Here is an 11,342-nt window from a genome sequence, read left to right on the forward strand (position 1 = left end):
TTTTGTTAAGAAATTGTGTAGTAGAGAATGGATAGAATTAGTTTAGTTTATTTTTGAAAATGGTATTATCAGGTTGGTGGTTTTTTGGTTGGGCTATGCAAAGGTCTCTTTTTGTATTATGTGTATTGGTGTGATTTTTTACTTCTGGTTTGTGTGTAGAAAAATCAAGGGTCAGGATACGGTTCACCCACTTGACTAGACACCGACTTGATCAATTATAGCCTTGTTTTTTATTAAAAACGACACTATTTTTTGACTGAATGATGGGGTTTGGGGTAAAGCCCTAACTTAAGCCTAAAAGGCTTTTGTTAAGTTAGGGGCGTTATCCTGATAAAACTTTTTTTGGAACTTCGGTGTTAATTAAATGATAACATCGGCTTTTTGCCAATAAAACAGACGCAAACCTAAGTCTTGAACGGCGCTTAGATGGGAAGAATATTATTTATCCCAATATTTAGTTTTTATCCCGTAACCCAAATCTGCTTCAATCAGTCTTGATCGTACTTTGAGTAATTTTTCAATTAATGCAGGTTCAGACTGCTCATAACCTTCGGCATTGGGTGTGCGTTTGACCACCACACCTAATAATTCAGTAATTGCATTGCCGATAGAATTTTGCGAAATAGTGACAATTAATCTGTCTTGGTCATCACGGTAGATAAGTTGTTTAAATGCAGGTTGCCAACGAATATCTGAGGCATATTTGGCATTATTAAGGCATTTGTCACGCACTTTCTTGGCGGCAGATAAAAATCCATTGTTAAACAGCAGTATTTTTTCAATTTCTTGTGGAAAATAAGCGTTTTTTGGCACGCCTGAATTTCGGCTAGACACTTGTGCAAAAAAAGTGCGATAAAAATCTAAAAAACCCTTGAGAATCTGATCGTATTCATGCCAAAATTCAATGCGCTTTAAACTGTCAATACCCCCTTGTATTTCCCAGCGTGTTAGCCCTTGTGGATAACCTGTGAGTGACAGACTGGAAGAGTCGCCAGACATTGGTTTGAGTATTTTTAAATCTAATGAGGATAAAAATTCCACATACACTTCTTGCATATAGGTAGCAAATAAAGAGTGTTGCCCGCCATCGGTTAAGTTAGGGTTGTTGGTATCTGTTATTTTTGCTTCTTTGAGTTGTTGCTTGTCAAATACAATAAAGTGGTTGTGCAACATTCTAATGCTCGGCACACCAGAGGAAGTAATCGGCCAAGTAGAATCCAATGAGGCTTCACCTGCCAACACCAAGTGTGTTTCTGGGTCTGGGTATTGCTCCAACATAAAACTGATAATAATTTGGTTCATTCGATTCCAAACATTTTTCACATTATCAGGCACTTGCGTGCGTCTAACGGGTCTGCCCAGCGGGTTCAGAATTTTTTGCGAGGTATTGTAGATAATAGAGCAATCAAACTCATTTGAATGCCCCAGCGCCTTTCTATAAAATAACAAATCCTCATCATTGGCTAACAAGCCATTATTATTGGACAAATCTGCCAAATTCTCAGGCGAGTTAAAAAACTCATTCGGCTTCATTCCTTCGGGCACATCTAGTGGGATGGGGCGAAAAGGAACGCTAATTTCTCTTGGACCAATTGGCATGGTTCTTACTCCTTAATAAAAAAAGGTTTATGTCACTTACGCAACATAAACCCCCTTAAACCTAAATCAAGCCTAATCGTTATCAAAATAACCGGCATTATCGTGTTCTTTTTTGTATGCTTCATATTGTTGTATAGTGTCTTTGTTTCTTAGCGCTTCAATTGTGCCAAACAAATCTTCACCTTTTGTTTCGATTAATAAAAACATTGTATAGCCAGACTTAATATCAATTGATTCAAACTCAACAGTTTTATAACCAAAAGCATTGTTATGAATTTGTGTTTGATAGTTGTCAACCAATTCATGGCGTTTTACTTTAGATAGTATTCTACCAACCAATTGGCTGTAAATTTGATCTTTAGCATTTTTTAATGCCTTTGTTCTAGTTGCGCCCACTTCAGAACCTGTGGCAATACCGCAAGCATAAAAGCTTTCATCTGCTAAGGCATCAGAAATTTGCACAATAGTAGAAATCCCAAGTATTAAATAAGGTATTAAAGAAACATCTTCCTCCTCTTCTTGGCACCAACTTGGAATATCATCAGACTCTACCCGTTCGGGCAAAGTACCACAAGAGGATAGTAAGGCTACAATAAATCCTAAACTAAATAGTTTGTAATAATGTATAACAACCTCTTAGATAAATCTTAAACTTCAAATGAAGGTAACTTCTTTTCCACCATCTCTTTTTTCATGACCACATAATCTGGCAAGCCATTTTTGTATGGTGGGTAGTCTTCGCCTTCGATAAGCGGTTGTAAATATTCACGACACGCATCAGTAATGCCAAATCCATCGTCAGAAATATAATCCATCGGCATCATCTTCTCAACATTGGCAATGTCTTTTAACTCACCCATGCCGATCTCCCAAGTGTATGGGTTGTTTGAGGTTCTAATGACTGCAGGCATTACGGAGTTTTTGCCTTCCATTGCCAAGTTTACCGCTGCTTCACCTAGCGCATAAGCTTGTTCAACATCAGATTTGGAAGACAAGTGGCGTGCTGCACGCTGCAAGTAGTCTGCTACTGCCCAATGGTATTTATGTCCTAATGCGTCTTTAATTAAGTTGGCAACTACAGGCGCTGCACCACCGAGTTGTGCGTGACCGAAGTCATCGCGAGTGCCTTGTTCGGCAAGAAAACGACCGTCTGCCCATTTTGTGCCTTCAGAAACCACAACGGTGCAATAACCAAATTCTTTAACATTGGCATCTACTTTGGCTAAGAATTTTTTCTCATCAAAATCTACTTCTGGGAACAAGATTACCACAGGAATTGAATCATCAACTAAGCCACCTGCTGCTGCAATCCAGCCCGCATGTCTGCCCATAACTTCTAATACGAAAATTTTAGTAGAAGTGGCACACATAGAAGCCACATCAAAACTTGCCTCCATGGTAGAAACAGCAATGTATTTTGCTACTGAGCCAAACCCTGGGCAGTTGTCTGTTACTGGTAAATCGTTGTCAACTGTTTTTGGTACATGAATGGCTTGGATTGGGTAACCCATAGACTCAGACAATTGAGAAACTTTCAAACAAGTATCTGCCGAATCGCCACCACCATTGTAGAAGAAATAACCGATATCATGCGCTTTAAATACTTCAATCAATCTTTCGTATTCTGCCTTGTTGTCTTCTAAAGATTTCATTTTGTAACGACAAGAGCCAAAGCCACCAGAAGGTGTGTGTTTGAGTGCTGAAATGTCAGCATCAGATTCTTTAGAAGTGTCAATTAGATTTTCAGTTAAGGCACCGATAATGCCATTTTGGCCTGCATAAACCGTGCCGATTTTATCTGAGTGTTTGCGTGCTGTTTCAATCACACCACAAGCAGACGCATTAATTACGGCTGTTACACCACCAGATTGTGCATAAAAAGCATTTTTCATTGTTAGTTCCTTTTGACTTATAAAACCACTAATTATACATTGCTACGGTAATTTCGTATGTAAAAAAGGTCTCATATTGATTCAAAAATATGTGGCGTGAATTCCCAGTTTTGTGAACTATTAATGCTTAACACTAAACATTTAGAGCTACCGCCATTACGCACCGCACCTGATGCACCCGGGTTAATTATCCAAGGGCTAGATTCTGTGTCAATCACTTGTTTATGCGTGTGTCCATAAATAATGGCTCTAGCATTGGGATGAGTCTGGCGTAAGGATTTGTGTGACGGTGTTTGCCAACCATGTTCTTGACCATGTTCTATGACTATTTTCCCGCCTGGTAGCGACAGGGTTTCAATGTCTTTTAGTTTAATGTGTTTATCATTATTACCCCGAACAGCAGTGAGTGGCTGAGTGAGCACACTGAGTGTTTGCTCTTCAATGATATCGCCCGCATGAACGATTTGGTCACAGGTGTTCATTAAGCTGATAATATCGGGGTGAATCCAGCCATGAGAATCTGATAGGATACCTATTTTAAGTGCCACTTTATTTAGGTAGTGCTGTATTCAAATCATCAATGTGCTCTTGCAAATCAGGTTTGATGGTTGTATTCATAGAGTCTAATATAAATTCAATGCCTTCTCGTCTTGCCAATTTTGCCGCAGGAACAAAATCACTATCGCCAGAGATTAAAATTATTTTATTGACTTGTTTTTTGTATGCCATAGAGGCAATGTCTAAGCCAATTTTCATATCAACAGATTTTTGTTGAGCGTGATAAATTACATCACTTTCAATAACATCAGTATGTGTGATTCTTCCTGATATTAAGTTTTTAGATAGTTCTGGATCTTTTAGCGTCCAGCGTGCATTTTTTTCATCAAGAAAACCTAATCTTAATGCGAAATTTCTAGTGTTTCTTAATTGGTTGTGTAGATCTTGCCTGAACAATGCAGTTGTTGATTTTTTTAAATCAACAGCTTTTCTTGTTATTGGATGGTGTAATTTTTTGGTAATGGGAGGGCAGTCGTAGAAAAATATTCGATACAGTCTTTCTGGTTCTGTTATGTATTTATCATCACTTTTAGACGGGTTACATATATGTTTTAAACAATGTGTTGTTAAACCTTTAACAACTTTTTTAGCGTCTGATTTTTCTTTACAGAGTTTTAGATAAAAACCACCATCAACTAGAATAGCAACATTTCTCATAATTATTTTATTCTCAATAAAAAAAACCCAAAGGTCTGGCGAAACTCCTATTTAGTGGTTTCGCTTTTCTGCTTTGGGCTATGTATGGAGGTAATTATACTAACTTATTAATTAATGTCAACCATTCTTTATATGATATGCTCAAAAGTTTCAATATTGATAAAGCCTTCAATTTCTTTGGCGTTTACTTTAGAGCTAGGTTTACTGATAGCAATGACTGTGCCAATGCCATATTGCTTGGCAGATTTTAAGACAGAGGGTGAGTCATCAAAAAAGATGCTTTTTGCTTTATCAAATTTAATTTCGTTTTCTAATTGTTGCCAAAATTCTTGTTTTTCTTTGGCAATATTATAATCGTGAGAAGAGATAATACCGTCAAAATAAGCCTCTAAATTAGTTACACGCATTTTTAGTTTCAATGTTTTTCGATGTGCATTAGTCACCAAATAAATACGCTTTTTATGCGTCTTGGCTTGCGCCAAAAACTCCAATACAAAGGGGTGGATTTGTATTAAATGTGCCACATCTTCTTTGAGTTGAGCAATGTCTAATTGTAGTTTTTCTTGCCAATAATCCAGACAATACCAATGTAGTTTGCCTTCTTCTGCGCGTAGAATTGGATAGAGTTTGTCTTTGGCTTCATCAAAGGTTATATTGTGTTTATTGGCAAATACCAAAGGCATATATTCCATCCAAAAATGTAGGTCAAAATGTAGGTCTAATAGCGTGCCATCCATATCTAGTAAGATGGTGTCAATATCTCCCCAATCTATCTTTGAGGAAGGCAAGGTCTTCCTCAAGTTAGTTGCAACGCCAGTTTGTGCCATTTTTATTGTCTTCTAAAATAATTCCCAATTCAGCTAACTCATCTCTAATTTGGTCGGATAGGTTGAAGTCTTTGTTGTTTCTAGCCTCATTGCGCTTCTCAATTTTTGCATCAATTTGCGTATCGGACAAGTCCACTCCCCTCTTTTCAGTGTTTCCTTGAGGGGTGTGTTTTAAAAAGGTATCAGCATCCATTTGCAGAATGCCAATATAGCCACCCAATTTTTTCAGTAGTTGACCTAAGGCATTTGCTTGGTCGCTATCTTTTTCACGCTTGGCGTTGACGACTTTGGCGAGCTCAAACAAAATACTGAGTGCAATTGGTGTATTAAAGTCATCATCTAACGCTGCTGTGAATCGCGCTTCATAATCAAAACGCTGAGAGACTTCTTCTGTTGCTGCTTCTGAGGCGCTTAATCCGCGTGTGGCAGTGTATAGGCGTGTTAGAGATGCCTTGGCGTTGTCTAAGTTTTCATCAGAGAAATTAAGCGGGCTACGATAATGCGAGCTCATAATAAAGTAGCGCAAGGTCTCGCCATCGTAATTTTCTAATACGCCACGAATGGTGAAAAAATTATTCAGCGATTTGCTCATTTTTTCGTTATTGATATTTACAAACCCCACATGCATCCAAGTATTGACAAAAGTACAATCGTTAGCGCCCTCAGATTGTGCAATTTCATTTTCATGATGTGGAAAGGCTAAGTCCATACCGCCACCATGAATATCAAAATGTTTGCCAAGATGGGTGCATGACATTGCGGAACACTCAATATGCCAACCTGGGCGACCATCACCCCAAGGTGATTGCCAACTTGGCTCGTTAGGCTTTGCCATTTTCCATAGCACAAAATCTAGCGGGTCTTGTTTGCTTGTTTCCACATCAACTCTAGCACCTGCTTCAAGCTCATCAAGGTTTTTGCCACTCAGTTTGCCGTAATTCTTAAATTTGCGTACCGAGTAATACACATCGCCATTTTTGCCTTGATAGGCAATGCCTTTTTCAATTAAAGACTTAATCATATAAAACATTTGGTCAATGGCATCGGTTGCACGCGGCTCAATATCAGGAGGTAAGATGCTGAGTGCGCGCTCATCCTCGTGCATGGCATTAATGAATCGGTTGGTTAGTGAGTAAATATCTTCCTTGTTTTCAACAGCACGCTTTATGATTTTGTCATCAATATCGGTAATATTACGCACATATTCCACTTGAGGAAAATGACGACGCAAATGACGGACAATCACATCAAACATTACCAAGACACGAGCATGACCCATATGGCAATAGTCATATACTGTCATTCCGCAGACATACATTCCGACCTTTTCTGGGTTGATGGGTTTAAACTCCTCTTTTTGTTTGCTAAGCGTGTTGTAGATTTTAAGCATAAGCGGTATTTTACTTAGTATTTCAGGCAAGCCCTTATTTTTTATATGATTTAAAGATGCTTACGATTGTATAATTGAATGGTTTTATATTATTATTTTGGAGAAAATTATGAGCGTTTTAGTAACACAACAAGCACCAGACTTTACTTCTGCAGCGGTATTAGCAGATGGTTCAATCGTAGACAACTTTACACTTTCTAGTCTGAAAGGCAAGAAAATTATGTTGTTTTTTATCCGTTGGACTTTACTTTTGTTTGTCCATCAGAGATTTTGGCACACCATCACCGTGTGGCTCAGTTTGCAGAAAAAGGTGTTGAAGTCGTTGGTGTTTCAATTGATTCACAATTTACCCACAATGCATGGAGAAACACAGCACCTAAAGATGGTGGATTGGGCAAGATTGATTTTCCTTTAGTTGCTGATGTGAACCATTCAATTATGGAAGCATATGGTATTGTTCATCCAGCAGGTGTGGCACTTCGTGCATCATTTTTAATTGATGAGAATTTCGATGTGCGTCATCAAGTAGTGAATGATTTGCCACTGGGTCGTAATGTTGATGACATGTTGCGCATGGTTGATGCTCTTGATTTCCACACTACACATGGTGAAGTTTGTCCTGCAGGCTGGAACAAGGGTGATGAAGGCATGAAAGGCACACCAGAAGGCGTGGCACAATACTTGGCTAAGAATGCTGACAAACTATAAATAAATTGTTTTACAACAAGGGAGTGGTTAGCGCTCCCTTTTTTTACGGAGAAAAAATGAAAACTTATAAATGTATGATTTGTGGCTGGATCTATGATGAAGCCAAAGGCTCAGAGAAAGAGGGTATTGCACTAGGTACAAAATGGGAAGATATACCTGAAGATTGGGTGTGTCCTGATTGTGGTGTGACGAAAGATCAGTTTGAAATGGTGGAAATCTAAAAAAGCGTCATTTTGCTGATTGCCTTTATTTATGTAAAGGCTTTAATAAAAAATATTTCTCGCAGTCCTATTTAGTAAAATACCAGTTAATTTTAAAAATCAAGAAGAGCAAATGTCAAAAGTACTTATATTGCCAGGTGATGGTATCGGACAAGAAATTGTTGCGCAGGCGTTGAAAGTTATTGATTATTTAAATGAGAATCACGAGCTTAACATGGCATTGGTGCATGGTCTGGTGGGTGGTAGTGCATATGATGAAACCGCTTCACCTTTGCCACAAGCCACGCTTGATGCAGCACATGAGTGCGACAGCATTTTGTTGGGCGCAGTAGGTGGTTATCAGTGGGAGAAATTAGAGCGCGACTTGCGTCCAGAACGAGGACTTTTGGGTTTGCGTGTTGAGTTGGATTTGTTCTCTAACTTGCGTCCTGCGATTTTATATCCACAACTTGCTAGTGCCTCAACGCTTAAGGAGGAGGTTGTCTCTGGCTTAGACTTGATGATTGTGCGTGAGTTGGTGGCTGGCATTTATTTTGGACAACCGCGTGGCGTTGAAGTGCGTGATGGTGAAAAATACGGCTTTAATACGGCAACTTATTTTAAATCTGAAATTGAGAGGATTGGGCATTCAGCATTTAAAATTGCACAACTTCGCAATAAGCGTGTTTGTTCAGTAGATAAGGCTAATGTGTTAGAAGTGTGTGAGCTTTGGCGAGAAACTATGATTGAGGTAGCAAAAGATTACCCAGATGTGGAGCTTTCGCATATGTATGTAGACAATGCTGCTATGCAACTCGTTAAAGCCCCTAAGCAATTTGATGTGATGGTAACCAGTAATTTATTTGGTGATGTGTTGAGCGATTGCGCAGCAATGCTCACAGGTTCAATTGGTATGCTACCATCGGCTTCGCTAAATAAAGAGGGTTTTGGTATGTACGAGCCTATTCACGGTAGTGCGCCTGATATTGCAGGGCAAGATTTAGCAAACCCATTGGCAACTATTTTGTCAGTAGCAATGATGCTCAGATATTCACTTAATCAAGTAACATTGGCAGAAAAAATTGAGGCAGCAGTTAATACTGTATTGGATAAAGGCTATCGCACACAAGATATCGCCTCTGAGAGTGATACGGTTGTTGGCACTGATAAGATGGGTGATTTAGTCGTAGAGGCTTTATGAAAATCGTAGTTTATTCCACTCATACTTGTCCGATTTGCGTCAAAACTAAAGCCCTATTGAACAAATGGAATCTGCCCTTTGAACAAAAAATGATTGATGAGGATCGTGCCTTAATGGCGGAGTTTTCTGAGGTAACCAGTGGCGCTAGAATGGTGCCACAAATTGTGATTGACGACAAACACATTGGGGGTTTTAGCGACCTTACTGAGTTACATATGGACGGATTTTTTGACTGATAAGCTCCGTTTTTCATTAGAAACTTTTAAAGCAGTCATTTGTTATACGCTTTGGTTTTGATAAAAATCAGGATTTAAGGTAATTTTAAAAATTATTCGTCTAAGTTTTCAATCTCGCTAAGCATTTTTCCAATATGTTTGCCCATGTTGCTTTTGTAGCCGTGCCAATCATGATAAGGTGTTAATTTTTTATCAGCAAGTGGCTTGATTTCATAGTCGGCCAAGTCTTTTGCATAACCTTTTTTGACTTCGTCACGCACGATGCGTAAATAACTTAAGAAGGGTTGTACGGTGCTTTTTGCATTGCCAGTTGGGCCGTGGCCAGGAACATAATAATCTAAGTCTAAATTAATTGCATACTCTAATACTTTGATATTGCCGTGCATATCAGAGGTGTTGTCAAATCGTCCGTGTCTGTGTAGTAAGCCATTGTCACCCATAAATAAAGTTTTACTCTTGATATGCTCAACCATAATGTCGGTATTGGTATGTGCTACCCCAGTAATATTATGGTGAATTTTAAAAGCCTCACCGCCTGCATTAACGACTTTCAAGTGTGTGCTAGCCTTAGTTGGATAAGTAGGTTTTGTGCCATCAGATGTGCCCTTGGTTAAATCATGCATTAACTTTACCCAGCGTTCACCTTCACCAGATTTGGCTTGCTCAATCATATTGGGATGGGCGTAGATTTTGACCTTAGGATATTGTTCAATAATTGCCTGATTGCCGAGCCAGTGGTCGCCATGGACATGGGTGTTAAAAACAGCAACAATTGGCTTATCAGTAATTACTTTGACTTTTTTAAGTACCATCCTTCCAACTTGATAAGTACCCCCTGGATCAACAATGACTGCGCCACTTTTGCCAACGATTAGCCCAGGGTTGTTCATAAATCCACGATTTTCTGGATTAGGCTCGTCAAGTGGACCATGTATAACATAAACATTATCAGCGATTTTGTCAAATCTATACTTTTCTGAACTCTGTGATAACCAGATGACGGTAGTCACTAAAAATACGGCAGTTAATATTAATAGTAGTTTTTTCATTGTTTTATTCTCAAAAATAGATTGCATTATATCGCCCATTCAAATTCTAAGTGGCATAATATGCGCATGCGACAAAAACCTAAGATGTTCAATGTAGTAAACATTGCCACAACAAAATTTTTCAATATTCAATCAATGGATATTGAGTTCTCCAATGGAGAGAAGCGACAATACGAACGTCTAAAGCCATCTGGAGAAGGCGCTGTGTTGGTAATTCCAATGCTAGATGATGATACAGTGTTGATGATTTACGAATATTCTGGCGGTACCCACAGATATGAGTTAGCATTGACCAAAGGTAAAATTGATGCAGGCGAATCTCCGATTGAGGCTGCTAACAGAGAGTTAATTGAAGAAATTGGTTATGGTGCAAGACAGCTTTCGTTTGTGAAAACCATGACTTTGGCGCCAGGCTATCAGTCAAACTTTACTCATGTTATTTTGGCACAGGATTTATATGAAGACAGTGCACAAGGTGATGAGCCTGAGCCATTAGAAGTGGTCAAACACAAATTGTCTGATTTAGAACAGTTGGTGTATAACCAAGATTTAACCGAAGCCAGAACCATTGCAGCACTTTACATGGCAAAAGAAATCATTAAAAACCAGTAAGTGTATAAAACGAAACATTTGCTAGGTAATTACATATGAATCTTGTTATTCCTGAGGAATTTTTTCTTACTTCTCAGGGTGCGCCTTTCCCTGATATTGATTTAGCATTAGACGAGCCAAATGGCTTGATTGCTATTGGTGATGATTTGTCATCTAAGCGATTAATTAACGCTTACCAACAGGGAATTTTCCCTTGGTATGGGGAAAATGAACCTGTACTGTGGTACTCACCAAACCCACGCATGGTTATTACGCCTGAGGCATTGCATATTTCTAAAAGTTTAGATAAAGTGCTACATTCAAAGCAATTTGAAATCAAAATCAACAACGATTTTGACAGTGTTATTTATCATTGTAAAAGTATTAAGCGCAAAGACCAAGACAGCACTTGGATTGATGAAAATATGGTGCGT

The 11,342-nt window shown here is 38.7% G+C and carries 13 protein-coding genes and 1 pseudogene; 6 read left to right on the plus strand and 8 right to left on the minus strand.

From position 1 onward, the window contains the following. Positions 1-438 precede the first annotated feature (438 nt). The 7 genes from BAZSYMA_RS07180 to cysS form a co-directional block, all read right to left on the minus strand. A complete protein-coding gene (locus tag BAZSYMA_RS07180; RefSeq protein ID WP_090717179.1) occupies positions 439-1,599 on the minus strand; it encodes an acetate and sugar kinases/Hsc70/actin family protein in 1,161 nt (386 codons plus the stop codon). A gap of 72 nt (positions 1,600-1,671) precedes the next feature. Further along, complete coding sequence (locus BAZSYMA_RS07185; protein ID WP_090717182.1) at positions 1,672-2,163, minus strand: hypothetical protein; 492 nt, start codon at positions 2,161-2,163, stop codon at positions 1,672-1,674. An 83-nt stretch (positions 2,164-2,246) separates the two neighbouring features. Further along, the gene (locus BAZSYMA_RS07190; protein WP_090717185.1) at positions 2,247-3,491 is read right to left on the minus strand and encodes a 6-phosphofructokinase; all 1,245 of its coding nucleotides are present in this window, start codon (positions 3,489-3,491) and stop codon (positions 2,247-2,249) included. Positions 3,492-3,562: 71 nt separating this feature from the next. Next, positions 3,563-4,039 carry a metallophosphoesterase family protein gene (locus BAZSYMA_RS07195; RefSeq protein ID WP_090717186.1) on the minus strand — a complete coding sequence of 159 codons (477 nt, stop codon included), beginning with the start codon at positions 4,037-4,039 and terminating at the stop codon, positions 3,563-3,565. A 1-nt stretch (position 4,040) separates the two neighbouring features. Beyond that, on the minus strand, positions 4,041-4,709 hold the full coding sequence (locus BAZSYMA_RS07200; protein ID WP_090717188.1) for an NYN domain-containing protein: 669 nt from the start codon (positions 4,707-4,709) through the stop codon (positions 4,041-4,043). A gap of 125 nt (positions 4,710-4,834) precedes the next feature. Continuing rightward, positions 4,835-5,533 carry a GMP/IMP nucleotidase gene (yrfG, locus tag BAZSYMA_RS07205; RefSeq protein ID WP_090717191.1) on the minus strand — a complete coding sequence of 233 codons (699 nt, stop codon included), beginning with the start codon at positions 5,531-5,533 and terminating at the stop codon, positions 4,835-4,837. Further along, the gene (gene cysS / locus BAZSYMA_RS07210) at positions 5,508-6,923 is read right to left on the minus strand and encodes a cysteine--tRNA ligase (protein ID WP_090717194.1); all 1,416 of its coding nucleotides are present in this window, start codon (positions 6,921-6,923) and stop codon (positions 5,508-5,510) included. The genes yrfG and cysS overlap by 26 nt, the downstream gene beginning before the upstream one ends. Before the next feature lie 109 nt (positions 6,924-7,032). Between cysS and BAZSYMA_RS07215 the strand changes: the two are divergent. The 4 genes and pseudogenes from BAZSYMA_RS07215 to BAZSYMA_RS07230 all read left to right on the plus strand — a co-directional run bounded on the left by BAZSYMA_RS07215 (position 7,033) and on the right by BAZSYMA_RS07230 (position 9,268). Further along, a pseudogene (locus BAZSYMA_RS07215) lies at positions 7,033-7,631 on the plus strand (peroxiredoxin). A gap of 56 nt (positions 7,632-7,687) precedes the next feature. Beyond that, positions 7,688-7,852 (plus strand): rubredoxin, encoded by a 165-nt coding sequence (locus BAZSYMA_RS07220; protein WP_090717197.1) that lies wholly within the window; start codon positions 7,688-7,690, stop codon positions 7,850-7,852. 112 nt (positions 7,853-7,964) lie between these two features. Next, entirely contained in the window at positions 7,965-9,032 is a 1,068-nt protein-coding gene (gene leuB, locus BAZSYMA_RS07225) for a 3-isopropylmalate dehydrogenase (protein ID WP_090717200.1), read from the plus strand. Further along, positions 9,029-9,268, plus strand: a complete 240-nt coding sequence (locus tag BAZSYMA_RS07230; RefSeq protein WP_090717203.1) for a glutaredoxin family protein — start codon at positions 9,029-9,031, stop codon at positions 9,266-9,268. Before leuB ends, BAZSYMA_RS07230 begins: the two co-directional genes overlap by 4 nt. A 92-nt stretch (positions 9,269-9,360) precedes the next feature. Here BAZSYMA_RS07230 and BAZSYMA_RS07235 read toward each other — a convergent pair whose 3' ends face one another. Beyond that, positions 9,361-10,317: an MBL fold metallo-hydrolase gene (locus tag BAZSYMA_RS07235; protein WP_237731659.1), complete on the minus strand. Its 957-nt coding sequence runs from the start codon at positions 10,315-10,317 to the stop codon at positions 9,361-9,363. 66 nt (positions 10,318-10,383) lie between these two features. On the opposite strand from BAZSYMA_RS07235, the gene nudE reads away from it, so the two are divergent. Beyond that, positions 10,384-10,929, plus strand: coding sequence for an ADP compounds hydrolase NudE (gene nudE, locus BAZSYMA_RS07240; protein ID WP_090717214.1), 546 nt, complete (start codon positions 10,384-10,386; stop codon positions 10,927-10,929). A gap of 35 nt (positions 10,930-10,964) precedes the next feature. Further along, positions 10,965-11,342: leucyl/phenylalanyl-tRNA--protein transferase (locus BAZSYMA_RS07245; protein ID WP_420912282.1), on the plus strand; the 378-nt coding region annotated here is incomplete at its 3' end.

Source organism: Bathymodiolus azoricus thioautotrophic gill symbiont, assembly GCF_001298715.1.
GTDB lineage: Bacteria > Pseudomonadota > Gammaproteobacteria > PS1 > Pseudothioglobaceae > Thiodubiliella.

What these genes read in the sequence shown, in the direction of transcription:
- BAZSYMA_RS07190 (WP_090717185.1), bottom strand. Translation starts at nt 3,491, where the DNA reads ATGAAAAATGCTTTTTATGCACAATCTGGTGGTGTAACAGCCGTAATT.
- leuB (WP_090717200.1), top strand. Translation starts at nt 7,965, where the DNA reads ATGTCAAAAGTACTTATATTGCCAGGTGATGGTATCGGACAAGAAATT.
- BAZSYMA_RS07180 (WP_090717179.1), bottom strand. Translation starts at nt 1,599, where the DNA reads ATGCCAATTGGTCCAAGAGAAATTAGCGTTCCTTTTCGCCCCATCCCA.
- nudE (WP_090717214.1), top strand. Translation starts at nt 10,384, where the DNA reads ATGCGACAAAAACCTAAGATGTTCAATGTAGTAAACATTGCCACAACA.
- BAZSYMA_RS07235 (WP_237731659.1), bottom strand. Translation starts at nt 10,317, where the DNA reads ATGAAAAAACTACTATTAATATTAACTGCCGTATTTTTAGTGACTACC.
- BAZSYMA_RS07230 (WP_090717203.1), top strand. Translation starts at nt 9,029, where the DNA reads ATGAAAATCGTAGTTTATTCCACTCATACTTGTCCGATTTGCGTCAAA.
- yrfG (WP_090717191.1), bottom strand. Translation starts at nt 5,533, where the DNA reads ATGGCACAAACTGGCGTTGCAACTAACTTGAGGAAGACCTTGCCTTCC.
- cysS (WP_090717194.1), bottom strand. Translation starts at nt 6,923, where the DNA reads ATGCTTAAAATCTACAACACGCTTAGCAAACAAAAAGAGGAGTTTAAA.
- BAZSYMA_RS07220 (WP_090717197.1), top strand. Translation starts at nt 7,688, where the DNA reads ATGAAAACTTATAAATGTATGATTTGTGGCTGGATCTATGATGAAGCC.